The 21,285-nt window shown below is 44.5% G+C and carries 14 protein-coding genes, 2 CRISPR repeat arrays and 1 riboswitch; of the genes, 8 read left to right on the top strand and 6 right to left on the bottom strand.

What is annotated here, in order from left to right; all coding sequences use genetic code 11:
• Positions 1-101: 101 nt before the first annotated feature.
• A CRISPR array of direct repeats spans positions 102-1,188; the repeat unit is 30 nt; unit sequence ATTTCAATACATCACATGTTGTGGTTAAAG.
• Positions 1,189-1,884: 696 nt separating this feature from the next.
• Positions 1,885-2,106: a hypothetical protein gene (locus tag MMB75_RS07520; protein WP_045244233.1), complete on the bottom strand. Its 222-nt coding sequence runs from the start codon at positions 2,104-2,106 to the stop codon at positions 1,885-1,887.
• Positions 2,107-2,232: 126 nt separating this feature from the next.
• Positions 2,233-3,845: direct repeats of the CRISPR family, unit length 30 nt; unit sequence ATTTCAATACATCACATGTTGTGGTTAAAG.
• Between the two features lie 416 nt (positions 3,846-4,261).
• Between MMB75_RS07520 and MMB75_RS07515 the strand changes: the two genes are divergently transcribed.
• The 6 genes from MMB75_RS07515 (at position 4,262) to MMB75_RS07490 (ending at position 11,271) form a co-directional block, all read left to right on the top strand.
• Complete coding sequence (locus tag MMB75_RS07515) at positions 4,262-4,969, top strand: response regulator transcription factor (protein WP_016821172.1); 708 nt, start codon at positions 4,262-4,264, stop codon at positions 4,967-4,969.
• 1 nt (position 4,970) lies between these two features.
• Positions 4,971-5,915, top strand: a complete 945-nt coding sequence (locus MMB75_RS07510) for a sensor histidine kinase (RefSeq protein WP_016821173.1) — start codon at positions 4,971-4,973, stop codon at positions 5,913-5,915.
• A 102-nt stretch (positions 5,916-6,017) separates the two neighbouring features.
• Positions 6,018-6,941, top strand: a complete 924-nt coding sequence (locus tag MMB75_RS07505) for an ABC transporter ATP-binding protein (protein ID WP_045244053.1) — start codon at positions 6,018-6,020, stop codon at positions 6,939-6,941.
• Positions 6,934-7,626 carry an ABC transporter permease gene (locus MMB75_RS07500; RefSeq protein ID WP_016821175.1) on the top strand — a complete coding sequence of 231 codons (693 nt, stop codon included), beginning with the start codon at positions 6,934-6,936 and terminating at the stop codon, positions 7,624-7,626. Before MMB75_RS07505 ends, MMB75_RS07500 begins: the two co-directional genes overlap by 8 nt.
• A gap of 124 nt (positions 7,627-7,750) precedes the next feature.
• A riboswitch (FMN riboswitch) is annotated at positions 7,751-7,895 on the top strand.
• A 171-nt stretch (positions 7,896-8,066) separates the two neighbouring features.
• Positions 8,067-9,014, top strand: a complete 948-nt coding sequence (locus tag MMB75_RS07495; protein ID WP_044785789.1) for a DMT family transporter — start codon at positions 8,067-8,069, stop codon at positions 9,012-9,014.
• A 226-nt stretch (positions 9,015-9,240) separates the two neighbouring features.
• On the top strand, positions 9,241-11,271 hold the full coding sequence (locus tag MMB75_RS07490; RefSeq protein WP_277507397.1) for a methyl-accepting chemotaxis protein: 2,031 nt from the start codon (positions 9,241-9,243) through the stop codon (positions 11,269-11,271).
• Positions 11,272-11,410: 139 nt separating this feature from the next.
• Here MMB75_RS07490 and MMB75_RS07485 read toward each other — a convergent pair whose 3' ends face one another.
• Both MMB75_RS07485 and MMB75_RS07480 read right to left on the bottom strand, forming a co-directional pair.
• The gene (locus MMB75_RS07485; RefSeq protein WP_277507813.1) at positions 11,411-12,892 is read right to left on the bottom strand and encodes a carboxylesterase/lipase family protein; all 1,482 of its coding nucleotides are present in this window, start codon (positions 12,890-12,892) and stop codon (positions 11,411-11,413) included.
• 152 nt (positions 12,893-13,044) lie between these two features.
• Positions 13,045-13,608: a GbsR/MarR family transcriptional regulator gene (locus MMB75_RS07480; RefSeq protein WP_019686546.1), complete on the bottom strand. Its 564-nt coding sequence runs from the start codon at positions 13,606-13,608 to the stop codon at positions 13,045-13,047.
• A gap of 514 nt (positions 13,609-14,122) precedes the next feature.
• On the opposite strand from MMB75_RS07480, the gene MMB75_RS07475 reads away from it, so the two are divergent.
• Together MMB75_RS07475 and MMB75_RS07470 are read left to right on the top strand one after the other, a co-directional pair.
• Positions 14,123-15,346: a quaternary amine ABC transporter ATP-binding protein gene (locus tag MMB75_RS07475; protein WP_017426515.1), complete on the top strand. Its 1,224-nt coding sequence runs from the start codon at positions 14,123-14,125 to the stop codon at positions 15,344-15,346.
• A complete protein-coding gene (locus tag MMB75_RS07470) occupies positions 15,321-17,915 on the top strand; it encodes a glycine betaine ABC transporter substrate-binding protein (protein ID WP_277507395.1) in 2,595 nt (864 codons plus the stop codon). Before MMB75_RS07475 ends, MMB75_RS07470 begins: the two co-directional genes overlap by 26 nt.
• Positions 17,916-18,004: 89 nt before the next feature.
• Here MMB75_RS07470 and MMB75_RS07465 read toward each other — a convergent pair whose 3' ends face one another.
• The 3 genes from MMB75_RS07465 to MMB75_RS07455 are packed head-to-tail and all read right to left on the bottom strand — an operon-like array spanning position 18,005 to position 21,203.
• Positions 18,005-19,228: an ABC transporter permease gene (locus MMB75_RS07465; protein WP_277507394.1), complete on the bottom strand. Its 1,224-nt coding sequence runs from the start codon at positions 19,226-19,228 to the stop codon at positions 18,005-18,007.
• A gap of 1 nt (position 19,229) precedes the next feature.
• Positions 19,230-20,594, bottom strand: coding sequence for an HlyD family secretion protein (locus MMB75_RS07460; RefSeq protein WP_019686543.1), 1,365 nt, complete (start codon positions 20,592-20,594; stop codon positions 19,230-19,232).
• 24 nt (positions 20,595-20,618) lie between these two features.
• Complete coding sequence (locus tag MMB75_RS07455; protein ID WP_016821184.1) at positions 20,619-21,203, bottom strand: TetR/AcrR family transcriptional regulator; 585 nt, start codon at positions 21,201-21,203, stop codon at positions 20,619-20,621.
• Positions 21,204-21,285 lie beyond the last annotated feature (82 nt).

Below are 21,285 nucleotides of genomic sequence, written 5' to 3'. Positions count from 1 at the left end.
TTCTCCAGAACAATTCTGCCCGCTCCGCTGCTTAAGACTTCGTACATTTATGTTGAGGTTAAAGCTATTGGTATAGGTAGTAGGAGGTGTATCCCCCTTATATTTCAATACATTTCATGTTGTGGTTAAAGACGGAGGTAACATGATCATATCAGTCACCACGGAGCCATTTCAATACATCACATGTTGTGGTTAAAGGCTCCGTGCTGATCAACAGGGAATGATTGCACATGAATTTCAATACATCACATGTTGTGGTTAAAGCCCGAAAGGAAATATAAAGGTGCCAGACGGTGGGTTATTTCAATACATCACATGTTGTGGTTAAAGTCGCGCTACTCGGCGGGGAGGTCGAAGCTTGATGCGATTTCAATACATCACATGTTGTGGTTAAAGTTACGTACAAGACCATGCTTGCAACGATCACCGCAAATTTCAATACATCACATGTTGTGGTTAAAGGTCACATTTTCATAGCAAAAATTATGGTGGTGTTCGATTTCAATACATCACATGTTGTGGTTAAAGGGAATAAGAAAAAGCCCACCAAAAATGATGGACTCTATTTCAATACATCACATGTTGTGGTTAAAGCCAATACAGGATGTGCCAATACAGGGTGTATCGGCATTTCAATACATCACATGTTGTGGTTAAAGAGAAGTGGAGAACGCTGGGCTTGATCCTGACTATGTATTTCAATACATCACATGTTGTGGTTAAAGTTTGCATAAGGTTGGTGTTGAGGCGGTAGCATATGCATTTCAATACATCACATGTTGTGGTTAAAGTTCGCATAAAGGGTGAAAAAGAGTGATCGTTACAATATTTCAATACATCACATGTTGTGGTTAAAGAAAAGGCTCTTGAGTTTATCCGGGCGGTTGAATCGGATTTCAATACATCACATGTTGTGGTTAAAGAAATATCTTCAACGATTCGCAGATATTCATCTTCCAATTTCAATACATCACATGTTGTGGTTAAAGACGATGGGTTCAATCACCTGGAACTATCAATCTTATCATTTCAATACATCACATGTTGTGGTTAAAGGTGTATCCCCTACTAGCCCTTCTGTAATGGCAACCTATTTCAATACATCACATGTTGTGGTTAAAGCGTATACATCTTTCGTTACCGCTGGTGCTTCCGGCAATTTCAATACATCACATGTTGTGGTTAAAGCCTAGTAAAATCAAGCTTTTGAGATTTAACAATGTGCTTATTCTACTACAGCACCCAGGGTTTCGCAATTTTCTCCCAGCCGTTAGTCCCTTCTTTCCAAATATATAGAAAAACGGTTATATCCCTTGTGGTTCTAAGGAATTCACTCTTTCACACTAGCTATGAGGTTGGGAAAAAATAGACCTTCGGTCTATGTTGAGTTCCCTTGCCCAAGAGTATAATGTAAAATGTGTATCGAAGAAAAAATATGATTTCAACTAAACACTCGGTGTATTGAAATTTTTAATTCTAGTTTAAAACTACTGCAAACTAGACTAAAACCTTAACATTGGATGTTTCTCTCATCTTGTTCGTGAGTCTTACCAAAAAAGATGCAGCCACTAAAGTTGACCACATCTAATGAAACATCATTGATCAGTAAGTTAAAATTACATGAAGATAACTATCACCGTATCTATCAAAAGCATAAGTGATAAGTGATAACTGATGCCTTTATTTTAACGCCTCCTTTCGACATACGGGTCCAGTCAGTTGGAACAACTACCCGTTACTTGAAGGAACTAATGCTTTCCCTGAAACATTCAAGACAAACGCCTTGCCTTGATTTTCTACGAGTACAACCTTCTTTTTAGCATACTATACAAAAAAGCTCACTCCCATTTTATTGTTAAAGGAGCAAGCTCAAAATATACTTTTTCAAATTTCTATGTTATCCCACAATTCTAAAATAGTCTTATCGTCAATCTTCCCATTAGCAAACAGCTCTCGTGCTGATTCAAACGACTGCGAAAAACTGTCTCTTACCCGAGTAAGAAAGTATTCTTCTTCATTCTTGCTAATCCAGTAGCTATCGTTTTTATAGCAGAACTGAAACTCTTCTCCCATTTCAAAACGTTCTACCAGTTCAGTGTACTCCAAAACTATCCCCCTACTTTTTATTGACTCTTTTAAATGTCCCATCTTCTTTCCATTCAAAAACATGTTCATGAGGCCACTCTGGATGCTGTTTTGAATTCCCATGATTGGATTAGTAACACACTCACGCATTTTAATACATTTCATGTTTTGGTTAAAGTTATTTAGAGAGATCGAAGCGCGGAGAACGTATGTTATTTCAATACATATCATGTTGTGGTTAAAGTGATGAAAAAAGCGTGGTGTATGACAAGTTATCCATATTTCAATACATCACATGTTGTGGTTAAAGGCGTCCAATCTCGCATTCTCTCGGATTTTGAGCACCATTTCAATACATCACATGTTGTGGTTAAAGCTGAAATTTTTCAGCTTCAAGAAACTTCAGAAATCAAATTTCAATACATCACATGTTATGGTTAAAGTCCAATTGCTCACTTCTTAACATCACATTGTATTGATTTCAATACATCACATGTTGTGGTTAAAGAATACGAAATCCAATGAGGTGAACTCTCTTTACACAATTACAATACATCACATGTTGTGGTTAAAGGGTGCTGTCGCTTTCCATAGAGACCCGAAACAGCATATTTCAATACATCACATGTTGTGGTTAAAGGCCTCAAAGAGATGCAGCGCGAGATGAATGACTGGTATTTCAATACATCACATGTTGTGGTTAAAGACCGTAACATGATGGGTACGGTTTCGCCGTTTGTAAATTTCAATACATCACATGTTGTGGTTAAAGTTCCTGAAATGCTTAAAACGTCTATTAGCTTTCTGAATTTCAATACATCACATGTTGTGGTTAAAGAATGCGGACAGCGGTCAAGGCGCAGGGCGGTACGGAATTTCAATACATCACATGTTGTGGTTAAAGTATGTACGGTACTACGATACGCGAGGACGCAGATATATTTCAATACATCACATGTTGTGGTTAAAGTGGAGGATATTATTTCAGTAAATGCGTAAAATACCTATTTCAATACATCACATGTTGTGGTTAAAGGTGAGAAAGTGAATTCTTCTCTTCGCCTTCTAAAACATTTCAATACATCACATGTTGTGGTTAAAGCCATCGTGTTTAAACTCATACTTTTGACCAACACCCATTTCAATACATCACATGTTGTGGTTAAAGCAAGAAGCCATGATTGCTGAATTGCTAGAAACTAAATTTCAATACATCACATGTTGTGGTTAAAGTTTGTGGATGCACGAATGTATACCCGATTTACATACATTTCAATACATCACATGTTGTGGTTAAAGTTTTTAATATATAAGGAGATTGTTTTTTTACGCTGATTTCAATACATCACATGTTGTGGTTAAAGAGCAAATACTTGTTCGTATAAAAGGTGGGAAAAGAGATTTCAATACATCACATGTTGTGGTTAAAGTACCTCCTAACTACTAAACTTTTATGTGATTAAAGTATTTCAATACATCACATGTTGTGGTTAAAGAGATATATTAGATGCTGATCCGATATTGGGGTCTAATATTTCAATACATCACATGTTGTGGTTAAAGAGACTTAGATATGGCAGTCTCTGAAAAAATAAACTTATTTCAATACATCACATGTTGTGGTTAAAGAGGGAACGATTGGTGAGGTCATAGAGTCAGAAGTCAATTTCAATACATCACATGTTGTGGTTAAAGATACAAATGGCTATTTTTTACGTATATAACTTCTTATTTCAATACATCACATGTTGTGGTTAAAGGCTAGTAGAATCAAGCTTTTAGTTTTAATAATGTGCTTATTTTACTACAGCCACAAGGGTTTCGCAATTTTTTCCCAACCGTAGACCCCTCCCCTCAAATTGTAGAGGAAAACGTCTAAATCCTTGCACCTCTAAGAAATTCCGCGTTTCACCCTTTTAAGAGGTTGGGAAAAAATCACCTACATCGCTTAATGAAATACCCTAATTTATTAGGAACATCACTGGATGTACACCGTTGAGAATCATTCTTGAAATAAAGCCAATGCATCGGGAAAAACGCCCCTTTAAATCTCCTACGAACATTCCCCACTCAACTTCAATGAATATTTTTTATGGAAATCCCCTCCACTGCTCTATATAATTCAGGTACAGTTCGTCACACGAGCTAATCTAAAAATTAGGGGTGTTTCACACCTATGTCACAGCATATTTTACTTATTGAAGACGATCTATCCATTGCTGAAATGCTGCTCAAAGCACTCACCAAGGAGGGCTACAATTTAACCACCGCCTATGACGGAGAAGAAGGACTTATTGCCTTTGAACGTCACACTTACGACCTGGTACTCGTGGATCTGATGATGCCGAAGGTCGATGGTATGGAGGTAATCCGGCAAATTCGTACCCGCAGCGCCGTGCCGATTTTGATTATGTCGGCTAAGGACAGCGATGTGGATAAAGCGCTTGGACTGGGCTTCGGGGCAGACGATTATGTTGCCAAACCTTTTTCTATGCTTGAGATGACAGCTCGTATTCAGTCCGCGATCCGCAGATCGACTACATATGCCCGTCTGCAACAGCAGGAGGAACAGCCGCAAGCACAAGTTTTGACCTATGGAAATCTACGCATTGATTTTGATCATTTTACAGTCATCCGCAATGAAAATGAAATTCAGCTAACAGCCAAAGAATCTGATATTCTGAAGCTGTTTGCATCCAATCCGAATCGGGTATTTACGAAAGCTCAATTATACGGATTTATTTGGAAAGACGATTATATGGGTGACGAGAACGTGATTAACGTCCATATTCGTCGCCTGCGCGAGAAAATTGAAGAAGATCCCTCCCACCCTGTCCACATTAAGACGCTGTGGGGCATCGGCTACAAATGGGAGAATGGTTGATATGAACATCGAAATCATTTCCGAATGGATTGTCGTCCTCATGATGTCAGTCGTTATCATATGGCTTTGGCGGGAACGTGTAGCCTACAAGCGCAAACTAAAGGATATCCGAACCGCACTAGAGCGGATCGTCACCGTGAATCATGCCGAAAAGCTGCTATATGTCACAGGTGACGTTGAACTGCAACGACTCATGACGGAAATTAACCGACTACTAGACTTAAATCTGAGAGTATCAGCCGATTACAACCGGGGCCAAATCGCTATGCGCAAAATGATTTCGAACATCTCCCACGATCTCAAGACTCCGCTGACCGTTGTGCTTGGATATGCCGAGATGCTGGATGGCGATCCGGATATTTTGCCAGAAGAACGTATAAAGCTGCTATCCAAAATTCATCAAAAGACCAGCGAAGCGATTGAGCTGATCGGAAGCTTTTTTAGCTTGGCGAAGCTGGAAGCCAACGATACGGACATTCCACTGACCCGACTGGAGATAGGAGAACTGTGCAGACGCAGCATTTTGGAGTTTTATGATCTGCTGACGGCTCAGGGGTTTACGGTACATATTGACATCCCGGAGCATCCCATTCATGCCTTGGGGAACGAAGGAGCCATTGGGCGGGTGCTGAGCAATCTGATTTCGAATGCCATTCGCTACGGGACAGAGGGCCAAACGCTTGGCCTGGCGCTGTCAGAACAGCAAGATACGGTACGCGTAGAGGTGTGGGATCGTGGAAAAGGCATACAGGAGCCGGAGCAGGATAAGGTTTTTGAACGCATGTACACACTTGAGGATTCCCGCAATAAGGCGGTACAGGGCAGTGGGCTGGGCCTTACGATTGCCAAGCGCCTGGTTGAATGCATGAACGGAGAGATACAATTGACCAGCAAACCTTATGAGCGGACCGTCTTCTCTTTTACCTTGAAGAAGATCAATTATTAAGCGAACTGCTCAACTTAATAAATTTGTAATAATTACGAAAGAAAAATGAACATTTCGCCCTGTATTCTTGAATTATCAACAGTATACGAAGGGAGAACACCCATGACTTACATAGTACGTACACATCATCTGACCAAAGCCATGAAGGGCAATGAAATTATAGCAGGGGTCAGTATGAATGTGCGCAAGGGGGAAACCTATGGCTTTCTCGGTCCCAATGGGGCGGGCAAGACAACGATCATGAAAATGATTACCAACCTGCTCAAGCCGACATCGGGTGAGATTGAACTGTTCGGTGAAAAGCTAACGCCAAAGTCTTATCATCTGCTCGGACGGATGGGTTCAATTATTGAATACCCGATTTTTTATGATAGACTGACGGCTCATCAAAATCTCGAACTTCATTGTGAATACATGGGCTATTATAATAAACAGGCTGTCCGGGATGCGCTAGAATTAGTGAACTTGCGGAATGCGGGTGACAAGCCGGTAAAAGACTTTTCACTAGGAATGAAACAGCGTCTCGGGATTGCCCGGGCCATTGCGACCAAGCCAGAGCTACTCATTTTGGATGAACCAATTAATGGTCTGGACCCAGTGGGAATTAAGGAAATTCGGCAGTTATTCCACATGCTATGCAAGGAATATGGGATGACGCTGCTCGTATCCAGTCATATTTTAGCGGAAATAGAGCAGATTGCGGATACAATAGGCGTGATTAATCACGGACAGCTGATTGAGGAAGTTTCGATGGAACAGGTACGGGATACCAATACAGAATACATCGAATTTACGACCAACGATTGTAAAAAAGCGGCCTACGTCCTCTCCCATCATCTGAGTCTGAATAATATAAAGGTACTCAATGAACAGAGTATACGTATTTACGATCTGAGTGTACCGCAGAAGCAAATTACGAAAACGCTCATTTTAAATGATGTAGAAGTCGATTCCATTCATCAGAAAAGCAGTACGCTGGAAGACTACTTTTTACGTCTGTTACATGGAGGTGAGCCCCATGCTTAGATTAATACAGTTGGAGATGAAAAAGCTTCATCTGGCGGGTTATATCCGTTCAGCACTGATCGCCAACGCCTGTATTTTAGGGTTGCTCTGTATTATTGCGCTGGACAGCCAAAATGAAGGAGTACCCGAATTTACACAGTACGCTCAGCTTCTTGATCTCATGGACAATATGGTGAGAGCCACATTTATTGTATTTGCCTCCGTTCTGCTATGCCGTTTTATCGTAGGAGAATTTAAGTCCAAATCGATTACAATCTTGTTCATGTATCCGATTCATCGTCAAAAGCTGATGATCGCCAAACTCTTGATTGTGCTGCTGTTTACGTTCTTGTCTGTTGTTATATCGGAAATCATCATTACGGCTGCGATTCATTTGCTCAACCAGTTTGTCATGATTGTACCGGATAAGCTTACTCTTTCCATACTGGCCGAACAATCCGCGCGGACGCTAATCAATGCCGTGGCCGCCAGCTTTATGGGATTGGTTCCGCTGTATATGGGAATGCGAAGATACTCAGTACCCACGACTATTGTGACCTCGATTCTGGTTGTAGCCTTGCTTTTCTCCAATAATAACGGCGCTACACTTAGCTCCATTGCCCCTGTGCAAATCAGCTTCTCTGTGCTGGGAATGATTGTGGCTTATGCGGCAATTCGGCGCATTGAGTATAAGGATATTGCTTAGTAATATAGATTTTAGTGAAACGCTTTCAAAAAAAGATGAAAATCCTTGTTAGATATACACACATTTTTCACTGGACTTCATTCTAAAACAGGTATATCCTATAGGAGAAATTAAAAAACGGAATAAGGATCTTCGGGGTAGGGTGAGATTCCCAACCGGCGGTATGGCTCATGGAGCTAAGCCCGCGACTCTGTATCTGGCAACAGGATACGGACTGATTTGGTGAGATGCCAAAGCCGACGGTAAAGTCCGGATGGAAGAAGATCGAAGTATGAACATGCCGCAAAGTGAATGAATGCTGCGCTATAGTTTTTGCAGTAACTTCATTTAACTTGTATCAAACGGCAAGTTTATTTGATCAACCCCCGTCTTGCATGGCTTTCGCCATGGACGGGGGTTTTTGTGCCACCGGTCCTGTATTCGCAAGGAGCTAAATAAGTATGAGTCAATCATCAACTGTACTATCATCCAAAGGTTTTGATCGTAGCTCCCACATGAAAAGCGGTTTTTGGCTAGTCGCGATCGGAGCGGCCTTGTGGGGTGCAGACCCGCTGTTTCGTATTATTTTGTTAAAGTCATTTACCTCAGCACAAATCGTACTGATGGAGCATGTGCTGCTCTTTATCGCTCTGACGCCGATGCTGTGGAAGCATCGCGAGGAGCTCAAAACGATACGATTTCGTCAGGTTTTCGCTATTTTGTTCGTCTCGTGGGGCGGCTCGGCACTGGCCAGTGTGATTTTCACCATGGCACTCAGCAACGGTGATCTGAATGCAGTTCTTTTGCTCCAGAAGCTTCAGCCTTTGGTTGCTATTATTTTGGCCCGCGTTATATTGAAGGAAATGCTACCGCGTCATTTTGGAATATTAATTGTCATCGCTCTGTTCGGAACGTATCTTCTAACCTTCGGTTGGTCGCTTCCCTTTGGGCATGTTCATGATTTTGTTCACATTGGTAGTCTGCTCGCACTAGGTGCAGCGGTTCTGTGGGGCGGTTCGACCGTTATGGGTAGCTACTTGCTTCGTTCGATGAAATATGAGACAGTAACCTCCCTCCGCTTCATGGTGGCGCTCCCTCTGCTCATTGTTCTCACCTCGGTGGAGCATGCTCCGTGGAATATGCCTACAGGTACATGGGCGGGCGCAGCTGTAATTATCAACTTGCTGCTGCAAGCATTGCTTCCGGGTCTTCTCAGTTTATTACTGTATTACAAAGGCTTAAGTACAACCAAAGCTTCTTATGCTACGATGGCAGAATTGAGCTTCCCCATGGTTGGTGTCGTAATTAACTGGATCGCTTTCCAGCAAATCGTTACCGTAGCGCAATTGACTGGTTTTATGCTGATCTGGATTACACTCTTTATGATTTCTCGTCAGCAGAAAAATTAATAGCTTAATCTTCTTTCATGCTCATCCAAGCCAAATCGTGAAGATGCTTTTGTATCTCTGATTTGGCTTTTTATGTATTCATATTCATATTAACATTAGTTCCTAAGACCTATTTTCTCAAAAAAAGTGTACTATTCCTCGTTTTTAAAGATTACATCTATAAAATTAGTCGATTTATGTCGAATAAAACTATGTAGTGATCATCTGACACAGAGGAGAAAAAACGATGACTAAAGCAAAACAAACAGTTCCGTGGTGGAACAGGTTTCTCAGGCAGTTTTATTTAATGAGGACAAAATTAATAATATCTTTTTTGGCTGTGTTATTGATTCCAAGCGTACTTATTGGATACTTTTCTTACCAGGGGGCCACGACACAGCTCAGTCAGCAGATGGCTGCTTCCGTAAACACGAATCTGTATCTGATCCGAAGCAATGTTAATCAGTATGTGGCACCGATTATAAAAGACGTAGACGTGCTTACCAGTGAGATCGAATCTGATTCCATTGGTTCCAACCAAGAAGCCCTTCAGAAAAAGTTGGACGTCATCGTCAAAGCTCATCCTGAGTTAGATGCCGCGCTCCTTGGCAATACGGAAGGACAATATATCCGTTCGCCGATAAAAAAGGAGGCTGATTATGATCCTAGGGAGAGAAAATGGTACAAAAACGCAATGCTACATAAGGGCAAGGTATTCGTCGGTGTTCCAGTTGCCAGCGTTACGACAGGGAACTTAGTAGTTAATGTATCGGCAACGCTCAAGGACGGTGAAGGAGCTGTTGCATTGGCTTTGAATCTGGACAAGATGGGTGAAAGTCTACAGTCTGTGAAGATAGGTGAACGCGGAGGACTCATCATTGTTGATTCTGATCATAAAGTTGTATCCGGGACAGGGACAGCCTTTACTAAGACAGGCAAAAAACCAGCTGACACCATGGAGGGCCTTCCCGAAGTGGCGGCAACCGGTGAAAATGATACTCCTTCTGTGTCGCAAATTCAATTTATGAATCGGGACGTACTGGCCTTTACACTTAAGGACCCTCTCACCGGCTGGAACATTGTTGCACTATCGGATCTGGAGGATTACAGTGATGCAGCCCAACCGATTCTGAAGCAAAGCCTGATTGTAATTGTTATTTCCATACTGGCCGCTGCGATCATCATAGTGCTTATGGTCCGCTCATTCCTGATCCCACTCAAAAAGCTGCAAGCAGGCACACGGATCGTCCGTGATGGAAATCTGACCGAACGTGTTAATCTGTCTAGAAAAGACGAGTTCGGCGAGCTGGCACAGAATTTTGACCAGATGACGCATTCCTTGCATTCAATGGTCTCCGAAGTCAACCAAACCTCCTCCCGTCTTGCTTCCTCTTCCCTGATAATCAAGGAGAGCACAGAGCAAACGACGGAGTCCGTGCAACATGTAGCGGAAACAGTTATGGAATCCGCGGAAAATGCAGCGACCAGCGCCGAGGCATCCGAGCAAACCGCCAATGCTGTTGAAGAAATGGCGAAGGGTGTCAGCACGATTGCCGAATCGGCAAGCTCCATCGTGGATTCAGCAGGACAAACCGAGCAGGACGTAGCTCAAGGTAGTCAAATGATCAGTCATGTGCGGACACAAATGGACCGCATTTTGGAAGCTGTAAGCCAAACGGCTAGCCTGATGGATGAGCTATCACAGCTCTCGGACGATGCGAAGCAAATGAATGCGGCTATAGCTGCCATTGCCAAGCAAACTAACTTATTGTCCCTGAACGCATCTATTGAAGCCTCCAGAGCAGGCGAAGCTGGGCGCGGATTTGCTGTAGTCGCTATAGAGGTACGCAAGCTGTCGGAACAGTCCAAGGAAAGCGCCGATTCCATCAGTCAGATCATTACGCAAATGCTCGATTTGATTCAGCGCTCTACCGCCACGATGAACGGTAATGTTCGTAATCAGGTAGGTGAAGGATTACGAATCAGCCAAGATGCAGAAGGTGCTTTTACGAATATTGAACGCTCTACTTCTCATATCGTGGAACAAATTCAAAGTGTGTCCGCTGCTGCTGAACAAATCTCTGCCAGTACAGAGGAAGTTTCCGCCACTGTCACCCATTTGGCAAGCCTATCCCGCAATTCGGCGGACAGTTCGCAGACAACCTCTGCTGCCGCTCAAGAGCAAATGGCAGCCATGGAGGAAATCGCCTCTTCCTCACAGGAGTTGTCCAACATGGCACAGGACCTGCAAGAGCTTGTTAAGCGATTTAAGATTTAGCTTCCACAGCTATTATTGAAATTTCACCAACGAAAGCTCAACAGCACTGCATCTGTTTAGTAACAAAAGCCTTCGCCCGCATACAAAATACGGGCGAAGGCTTTTTCGTTGATTCCTTTAGACGATGCCTCGTACTTACCTATATGCTCATCTGCCCCGTTAGCTGGCGGCGTCTATCCCCTTCTGGATCATGTTCCACCATAATATCCTGATGAAAAATGGCTGTAGCTCGCTGTTGCCTGTCGTACATCGGCCATGCTCGCTCAGGTAGCATAGGCTCCCCATCCCGTGCAAAAGCAACCCATGCCTGCTGCATATCATGAGCAAGCTTCTCCATCGAAGGTTGAATCTCTAATCCCAGCTTATCCAGCAGCTTCAGATTATCGAAAACAAAAGCAATTTCTGCACCGTGAACCGCTTGTCCAAAGGTAGGATGGCCCGGCAGTGTCCAATCAAAACGGTACATCCATACCGATGCATACACCGACTGTTCAGCGGCAAGAGCCAACGCGGGACGCCAAAAAATGAGATCGGTCAACATTTGTGCCTGTCCCTCAATGGTAACTGGAAAAGGTTCTATCAGGTCGCCAATGTCGGACATACCTGTCATCATTTCCAATGCCTGACGTGCTGTTAGCTTGTTCATCAGATGGGATTCTTTGCGGATAAAATAGTTCCCTTCATGCAAGTTCGTTCCAATCATAACAGATACCTGTTTTGCTGAACCTTGGGCGATTGCCGACAGGGGTAGATCCGGCAAGGTCACCCCGTCTACAACGGGTTGATAAATCATCGCCATCCCAGGTCCGATGACTTCATGTGTTTTGGCCATAGCGAGCATCAACGCATCTGTCGGCAGCGTAAACAATCGCTCAGGATGCTGAGCATCCACACCCAGTTGCTGCAAATACACAGCCGCCACTTGCTCAGCCTGTGCAGCTGGCAACACCTGCGATGCTCCACTTTGCAAAATTGCACGCTGGAACAGCCCCTCAGCGGCTGGCATCGCCAATAGAGCGGCAATACTCATCGCGCCTGCCGATTCACCGAACACCGTTACTTCGTCCGGGTTGCCGCCAAAGGCAGAAATATGATCCCGAACCCATTCCAGCGCAGCGATTTGATCCAACAGTCCGGCATTTGAGGTCAGCCCATTCCCCTTTGGAGTCAAATGCAAAAATCCTAACGGTCCTAACCGATAGTTGATCGTAACTACAACAACATTGCCATTCTTCGCCATGCGTTCCCCGTCATATAAAGGTATAATCCCAGACCCGGTGACAAAGGCACCGCCATGAATCCACACCAGCACCGGACGTCCCTTCTCAGGAGCCTTCGAAGCCGGTGTCCAAATGTTCAGATACAAGCAATCCTCGGACTGCTGCGGCGGTTCCACCAGATTTCCGGTCATACTTTCAGCGGAGGGCATGGGTTGCGGACAGATGGGTCCGAAACTCGTCGCAGCCCGTACACCCTCCCAAGGCTCCAAAGGCTGTGGTCCGTGAAAACGAAGTTTTCCAACAGGAGGCTGCGCATATGGAATACCTTTCCACACATGATATCCATTCCCCGTTTCTCCACGTAATTGACCTAGACGAGTATGTACTGTATTACTCTCCATCATGAACCCTCCTTTATTTTGTATGTTCAACATAACGGTATACTATCAATCTTTACATATCTCTATTATACCCTTTGCGCAGGACCAAACCAAAAAATACCGGAAGCGCTTTTGCGCTCCGGCATTTTGTAGACAGAATGAGTGGATCTTGCTTAATCCCGAACCTCTTCTTTCGGAATCAGCTTGTAAATTTCTTCGCTTTCCATCGAATCAATCAATCGGTCTAGCCACTTGTAATAAGCCACGGCCTGCTTCATTTTCATACGGTCTTGCTGAAGAATGGTCTTAAATTCCTCGTATTCTTCACCCTGTGCCATCAATTTGTCCAGTTCCTCAATGGCTTTGCGCAGTACGAGTAAATTTGTTTCTACTGCTTTTCTCCATTTAATAGCGAAGAAGTCAGTAAAGGTTTGATACCAGTCATACTCGACTTCATACAAGTCCTTGCGTGAGCCTTTGCTCCATACCTTGTTCACCATTTTCAGATCCAACAACGTTCGAACTCCTGTACTCATGCTCGTTTTGCTCATTTCCATTTCACGGCCCATCTCATCCAGCGTCATCGGTTTATCCGCAAAAAAAAGCAAACCGTACAAATGCCCCGCAGACAGAGTGATCCCATATAGGTCCATGTTTTTACCTATAGCTTCTATGACACGTTTGCGAATTTTTTGCAGCGACGCCTGCTGCTCATCACCTAACTGGTACAAGCTCATGCTTGCAACCTCCTAATTTTAGAGCATTTTGCACAACCTAGTATGAACGACTTACCCGTAAAGGATTAGCTTTGACGCAATATATGAAATCTTTCAATACTGAATGAAATGTTTCAAAAGCAAAGCTTCTGTCTATATTACAACAGCATGATCGTTCAAAATCATAATTCGCAAAATTGCTAATGATAGTAAACTTTTAAAATTATGGATATACATAAATCTTTTTGTTATGGTCATATTTCATTGTCTATTTTAAAAAAAGCACTATCGGTTGTAAAGTTCCGAATGTTTGAGCATTCTAAAGAACGAAGGAGCATATCGAAGGAAAGTTTGTACAGTTTTTTCTGTACGTACTTTACGAACAGTTTTTTTGTTTGAAATGTAAGCAATGCTTCTGTTACAATTAATTTTGTCATTAACCGTTCAGGATGTACAGAATTATGATTTTTATACTCAATCCATCATGCAACATGGGGTTAATACCAAGCAAAGTATAGAAAGAAGAGGTGTATGTATGACGATTTTGGAAGTCAAAAATGTCAGCAAACTCTTTGGTCCTCACGCAGAGCAAGGTGTTCCGCTCCTGGAGCAAGGCTGGGGCAAAGAAAAGCTGGCCAAAGAAAAACAGATTACTGTTGGTGTTAACAAGGCCAACATGCAAATTAAGCAAGGTGAAATTTTCGTAATTATGGGGTTATCAGGTAGCGGCAAGTCCACTTTGGTGCGAATGCTAAATCGCTTGATTGAGCCTACCTCCGGTGAAATTCTGGTCCACGGCAAAGATCTCCGTAAGATGAACAAAGAACAACTCCGCGAGGTTCGTCGTAAAACCATCAGCATGGTTTTTCAAAAGTTCGCCCTGTTCCCACATCGGACTGTATTGGAAAATGTAGAATACGGTCTTGAAATTCAAAAGGTAGATAAAGCACAACGCCAGGAAAAGGCACAAACAGCGCTGGAACTGGTTGGTCTTAAAAACTGGGGCGATAAAATGCCCGATGAGTTGAGTGGCGGTATGCAGCAGCGTGTCGGGTTGGCACGAGCGTTGGCAAATGACCCTGAAGTTCTCCTGATGGATGAAGCATTCAGCGCATTGGACCCTCTCATTCGCCGTGACATGCAAGATGAGCTGCTGGAGCTTCAAGATAAAATGAAGAAAACGATTGTCTTTATCACCCATGATCTGGATGAAGCGCTGCGGATTGGTGACCGGATTGCATTGATGCGGGACGGAGTGGTCGTACAAATTGGTACACCGGAAGAAATTATGATCCAACCAGCTAACTCTTATGTAGCCCGCTTCGTCGAGGATGTGGATCTGTCCAAAGTGTTGACGGCTGCTCATGTCATGCTTCGTCCAGAAACCATCACTATGGACCGCGGTCCACGTGTAGCTCTGGAATTGATGCGGGAGCGTGGGATTTCCAATCTATTCGTCATTGACCGCACTAAAAAGCTACTGGGTGTTATTAATGCCGAGGATGCTGTCCATGCACTGCGCAACAATTTGAAGATTGAAGATATTTTGATCACGGACGGACCGCAGGTTCCTGCTGAAACTGTCATTAATGATTTGTTTGAAATTACAAGCTCGTCCAAGGTGCCACTGGCTGTCGTCGATGACAAGCAGAAATTGCTGGGCGTTATCGTCCGTGGAGCTTTACTGGGTGCACTAAGTGGAGATGTACCTACTACAAAGGAGGTGAATGCCCATGATACCGAAACTGCCAATCGCTGAGTGGATTCAATCCATTGTAGACTGGATGGGTATTCATCTGGCTGGATTGTTTAATGTTATTTCTTCGGTAATTGAAGCGGTAGTAGGCTTTTTCTCTGGCTTGTTCATGCTTCCGCACCCTCTGGTGTTCATCGTGATCATCGGGATTATCGCCTTTATGATCGGGCGGGTGCAGCTTACACTGTTCACTGTCATCGGCTTCCTGCTGATTGATAATCTCGGCTATTGGAGTGAAACGATGAACACGCTCGGACTGGTCATCACATCTGCGCTTGTATCCATTGTTATCGGGATTCCGATCGGAATCTGGTGTGCATACAGTAAATCAGCATCACGCATTATCACGCCTTTACTTGATTTTATGCAGACGATGCCTGCGTTCGTGTACTTGCTCCCGGCGGTTACCTTTTTCAGCTTGGGTGTTGTACCAGGTGTTATCGCCTCTGTAATCTTTGCGATTCCCCCAACCATTCGCATGACCAACCTGGGGATTATGCAAGTATCGGATGAACTGATTGAAGCTTCTGATGCTTTTGGTTCAACATCGGCGCAAAAGCTGTTTAAAGTACAGCTGCCACTGGCATTGCCTACCTTAATGGCTGGTATTAATCAGACGATTATGCTGTCACTGTCCATGGTTGTTATTGCTTCCATGATCGGTGCGGAAGGTATCGGTGCGGTTGTGTATCGTGCTGTGACCCAGCTGCAAATTGGTAAAGGCTTTGAAGCCGGCTTGGCTGTGGTCGTTCTGGCTATTGTACTTGACCGCTTTACACAAAACCTGTTCAAACCGACAAAAAAAAGCAAAAGTCGTGTATCCAGCAAGCAAAAAGTATGGATCACCTCTGCAGTTACAGCGGTTATTCTGATCGCTGGCGCATCTCAATATTTTGTTGGAACAGATCATTCTGCTGCTGGTAAAGGTAGTGCTGCTGCCAATCCGATTGGCGCAGAGGTTGATTATAAAATTATTGGTATTGATGCCGGGGCAGGCATTATGAAGTCGACGGCTAAAGCAATTCAAGACTACAATTTGTCTGATTGGAAGCTAGTCGAGGGTTCCGGTGCAGCCATGACGGCCACATTGGACAAAGCCATCAAAGCGAAAAAACCGATCATTATTACCGGTTGGACTCCTCACTGGATGTTCAACAAGTATGATCTCAAATATTTGGAAGACCCTGAAAAGTCTTATGGTGAAGCTGAGGGTATTCATACGATTGCCCGTAAAGGTTTGCAGCAGGACGCTCCTACTGCTTATGAGTTTCTAAAACGTTTCAAATGGACAGCAGAAGATATGGGTGAAATGATGGTTGCTATCCAAGAAGGGACCAGCCCTGAGCAAGCTGCCAAGGATTGGGCGGAGAAACATGCCGACAAGGTTCAGGAATGGACTCAAGGACTGCAACCTGTCAATGGCGATACCTTTAAGCTAAGCTATGTAGCTTGGGATTCGGAAATTGCGAGTACAAATTTGCTGAAATATATTATGGAAAATAATCTGGGTTACAAAGTAACCGCACTGCAAGTTGAAGCAGGTCCTATGTGGACGGGTGTCGCTAGTGGCGATGTAGATGCCTCACCGGCTGCATGGCTGCCGTTAACGCATGCGGATTACTGGGCTAAATACAAAGATAAACTCGACGACCTAGGTGCAAATATGACTGGTGTTAAAACTGGGTTGGTCGTTCCAGCTTACATGAATGTTAAATCAATTACTGAGTTGCAGGGGAACGGAGCCGAAGCGGCTCCAGCCTCCGCCGCTACTGGGGACTTTGGCAAGGAGGTCGGCTACCGCATTGTCGGTACCGACCCTGGTGCCGGACTGATGAAGCTGACTTCTAAAGCTATCAGTGACTATGGATTGTCCGACTGGAAACTGCTTGAAAGCTCTGGAGCTGCAATGACCGCTACACTGGATAAAGCTATCAAAGCCAAGCAGCCTATCGTTGTAACCGGTTGGACTCCTCACTGGATGTTTAACAAGTATGATTTGAAATACTTAAAAGATCCTAAAAAGGCTTATGGTGATAAAGAAGAAATTCATACCATTGCCCGCAAAGGGTTGAAACAGGATGCTCCTGTGGCTTATGAATTTCTAAGCCGTTTCAAGTGGACTGCTGAAGATATGGGTGAAGTGATGATCGCAATTCAAGATGGTACTCCCCCACAGCAGGCTGCCAAGAACTGGGCTGATAAGCATCCTGATAAAGTACAGGAATGGATCAAGGGTTTGCAGCCCGTCAACGGCGATCCTCTGAAGCTGAGCTACGCTGCTTGGGATTCGGAAATTGCCAGTACGAACGTATTGAAATATGTCTTAGAACAAAAATTGGGCTATAAAGTAACCGCGCTGCAAGTGGAAATCGGCCCAATGTGGACAGGCGTGGCTGGCGGAAGTGTAGATGCTACCGCAGCCGCCTGGCTTCCATTGACGCATGCTGATTATTGGGCTCAATACAAGGATAAAGTAGATGACATCGGAACCAGCATGACTGGCGTTATGTCCGGACTTGTCGTTCCATCCTATGTACCCATTGATTCTATTGAGGATCTCAAAACGCAATAATACTTCACTTTTAAACCATACTAATAAATAAAAGGCAGATCAGGGTTACATCTGATCTGCCTTTTGAATATCCATATTTAAAATTGCTCTCAGCCTTTAAGTGTGAACCCTTCTTGAGCGGGCACATCGGCATGCTGTGCTGTCGTCTGATGTTGTCTAAAGAATAACGGATAGATCACGAAGGCTACCAGCAGACTCACACAACCAATGACGCCCAGAGCAATCAAATCCTTAAAGATGTATGTGATATCCAGACCCTTGAGCGTAATGTTCCGTACTGCGTCCAGATAATACGTCAGCGGCAATATTTCAGCAAGCCCTCGCAAGAAGCCGGGCATTGCTTCTAATGGCCACGTATAACCTGACAGCATAAAGGAAGGAACAGCAATGAGCATCAGAGTTTGTGTTGCATCCACTCTGGTCTTGGAAAAGAGACTGAACAGGAACCCTAATCCACACAAAGCAAAGTTAAAGACCAGCGAAACCAAAATCAATGGCAGTACCTGTCCCCTAAACGGAATATCGAAGCATAAAGCGCTAATACTGAATACAGTCAGCACATTAAAAGCTCCCGCCGCATAATAGGGTGCTAGCTTGGCAATAGCCAAGCGCCAAGGGGTGTTTTTCCATGCGCCAAATCTTCCCCAAGTCCCAGCTTCCTTATCACGCGTGCAAGACAACGCAATACCTAGCAGCAAACACTGCTGGAGAGCCGCAGAAATAACCCCCAACGGCATGAAAAGCTTATAATCATATACCGGGTTAAATAGCACTCTGGATCGGAACGGGATGGTAGTCAGCGTCGAGGCGGCCTGATCGGCGTTCATTCCCTTTTGCTTCATGGAATTGAGCGATACTCCGGCACTCACGCTACTAATGACCTGATTGGCAATCCGACTGGCACTATTGGAATACATCATATTACTGCCGTCAATCAGCGTAAGCACAGGTGGATTTTCCCCATGCTTAAGCCGAGTGGTAAAGTTATCTGGAATGACAATTCCGACCTTGGCTTCCCCAGTCTCCACCTGGCGGACTACATCATCCTGATTGGTCACCTGCCGTGTAACGGCAAATGAATCAGTCGCGTCGAACGCCTGAATGATTTGGCGACTAAGCTGCGAATTATCTCCGTCATACACCGTAACAGGCATCTCGGTAATCCGCTGATGCGAATACAGGAAGCCGAACAGTATCGTATACACAATTGGCGTAATCAGCAGAATAGCCATAAAGCGGCGGTCCCGGAAGATACTCAGCCATTCCTCGCGAAACACATCGCGGATACGAAGTCTTTCCTGTGAACCCTGCATATTACTGCGCCCCTTTGCCTGTAAACAGAACCGTGGAGCCTGTTGGAACGGAAGCCGCAAGATCCGGTAATGCTACCTTCACACCAAAGGAACGGACATCCTTATCACCTGAGCTTTGGCTCGGTTTTTGAATGGCAAAGTCCGCAGCCGATTCTAACAGAATGACTTTGCCCTTCAGCTCCTTACCGCCTGACAGTAATTTAACTTGAACTGTATCCCCTGCTTGAAGACCGTTCAGAGACGTTTCCGGTACATAGAATTTAGCCCAACGCTGTGTGGATGTTTCAATAGTATAGACAGGAAATCCTGCGCTAGCCATCTCACCCAAGCTAAGCGACTTGGATTTTACGATCCCATCCTCAGGCGCACGCAGCGTAGTATAGCCCAAATAGGTCTGAGCCTCCTGAAGTGCAGCTTCCGCTTGGGCTACCTGAGCATTGGCACCTTCAACCGCAGATTGTGCCTGCTCTACCGTCGATTGCGCAGCCTTCACAGCGGATTGCGCTTGCTCTACCGAAGCCTGAGCAGCTTTGACATCTTCCTGTTGCACAGCCACTTTGCCCGCTCCTGCCTGTGCTTCCTTCACTGCAGCCAAGGCTTGACGGTATTGAGCTTCAGCCGCCGTAATTTCCTCCTTACGGCTTCCCTCCCGCGCCATATCCAATTTTTGCGACTCAGCATTATACTTGGCCACTGCCTGTTGATGTTCCAATGTCGCTTGATCCAGTGAGGCCTGAGTTGCTGCACCGGCTTCTTGAAGTTTTTTGGCACGCTCCAGATTTTTAACAGTCAGGTCCAGCGTTTCCTTCGCTACCTTCACAGATGCTTGCAATTGCTCAAGCTCCTGCGGTCTTGCCCCGCTCTTGAGGGCATCCAGTTTCGCTTTGGCGGCGTTCGCAGCCGCTTGGGCCTGTTCTATCTGGCTGGAGGAAGCCTCAGCAGTCACACTGACCGCTGTCGTACCTTGGCTCTTCTTAGCCTGAGCGGCGCTCACGGTAGCCTGTGCCTGGCCTACGCCTGCTTGAGCCTGCAATACGCTGGCTTTCGCTTTGGACACATTGCTCTTGGCTGCCAGCAAAGCAGCCTGTGCTTGCTTCACCTTATCTTCCAGCTCACGGCTTTCCAGATGGGCTATCACCTGCCCTTTTTTTACCTTGTCGCCCTCATTCACCAGCATCTGATCAATACGTCCCGCCATCTTAAAGCTGGCATTGAGCGTATCGGATTCTACATAAGCCGTAGGGATAGAAGAAGATTCATCTGCGGATAAGCTGCTGCTCCCTCGTGGGAAAGCAGTCAAAGCATAGATTCCTACAGCGATTAAAATAATAAGTACGATGTAAATCGCATATTTTTTGGCTTTCATGTTCTCATCACTCCACTTGTCTATTTAATGTTGCATCCCCAGCGCGTTACATACAAATACTTCGGTACTTTCACGAACTTCCTGCAGATTCATCGTTTCGCCCCATACCATCGACCGCATTGGAGTAAAAATGTAAATGCCGAATAAACAATTTGCAGTCGTTTTTGCATCCAGCTTACTCGAAATTTTTCCATAGAACTTGCCGGAATCAATCTCTGCCTCCATAAAATCAAAATAGTCTGCCAGCACCTGCCTAATATTAAAATGCTGTTCCTGCGAGACCCATCCCTTACTGACCAGTAGACGGCAAAAATCCGGCTCTCTCCCAATGAACTCAATATGTACTTGGATCAGCTTGCGAACCCTCACTTCTACCTGATCCATAGGAATTTGAGCCATCGCTTCATGGATATCCTGGACAAAACGTTCCATTCCCATCTTCAAAATGTAAATGTACAATTCTTGCTTGTTTTTAAAATTGTAGTACAGGGTTCCTTTGGCTATGCCACATACCTTGGCAATTTCCTCCATATTTGTATCATTAAATCCTCGTTCGGAAAAAGCCTTGAGTGCGCCGTTAAAAATAATTTCCTTCGTTTGCTGTTTCATGCTTCCTCCTTTTTTGAACTGACCGTCCAGTACAAAAATTATGTATTTATTATAAGCCCATTTTCAGTTATCCAGCAATAGG

Source organism: Paenibacillus sp. P2(2022), assembly GCF_029522175.1.
GTDB lineage: Bacteria > Bacillota > Bacilli > Paenibacillales > Paenibacillaceae > Paenibacillus > Paenibacillus polymyxa.
Note: the sequence above shows the minus strand (reverse complement) of the source record. Positions and strands in the feature narration are given on the sequence as shown.

Coding starts and splice junctions, on each gene's coding strand:
- MMB75_RS07515 (WP_016821172.1), top strand. CDS start 4,262: ATGTCACAGCATATTTTACTTATTGAAGACGATCTATCCATTGCTGAA.
- MMB75_RS07510 (WP_016821173.1), top strand. CDS start 4,971: ATGAACATCGAAATCATTTCCGAATGGATTGTCGTCCTCATGATGTCA.
- MMB75_RS07505 (WP_045244053.1), top strand. CDS start 6,018: ATGACTTACATAGTACGTACACATCATCTGACCAAAGCCATGAAGGGC.
- MMB75_RS07500 (WP_016821175.1), top strand. CDS start 6,934: ATGCTTAGATTAATACAGTTGGAGATGAAAAAGCTTCATCTGGCGGGT.
- MMB75_RS07495 (WP_044785789.1), top strand. CDS start 8,067: ATGAGTCAATCATCAACTGTACTATCATCCAAAGGTTTTGATCGTAGC.
- MMB75_RS07490 (WP_277507397.1), top strand. CDS start 9,241: ATGACTAAAGCAAAACAAACAGTTCCGTGGTGGAACAGGTTTCTCAGG.
- MMB75_RS07485 (WP_277507813.1), bottom strand. CDS start 12,892: ATGGAGAGTAATACAGTACATACTCGTCTAGGTCAATTACGTGGAGAA.
- MMB75_RS07480 (WP_019686546.1), bottom strand. CDS start 13,608: ATGAGCTTGTACCAGTTAGGTGATGAGCAGCAGGCGTCGCTGCAAAAA.
- MMB75_RS07475 (WP_017426515.1), top strand. CDS start 14,123: ATGACGATTTTGGAAGTCAAAAATGTCAGCAAACTCTTTGGTCCTCAC.
- MMB75_RS07470 (WP_277507395.1), top strand. CDS start 15,321: ATGATACCGAAACTGCCAATCGCTGAGTGGATTCAATCCATTGTAGAC.
- MMB75_RS07465 (WP_277507394.1), bottom strand. CDS start 19,228: ATGCAGGGTTCACAGGAAAGACTTCGTATCCGCGATGTGTTTCGCGAG.
- MMB75_RS07460 (WP_019686543.1), bottom strand. CDS start 20,594: ATGAAAGCCAAAAAATATGCGATTTACATCGTACTTATTATTTTAATC.
- MMB75_RS07455 (WP_016821184.1), bottom strand. CDS start 21,203: ATGAAACAGCAAACGAAGGAAATTATTTTTAACGGCGCACTCAAGGCT.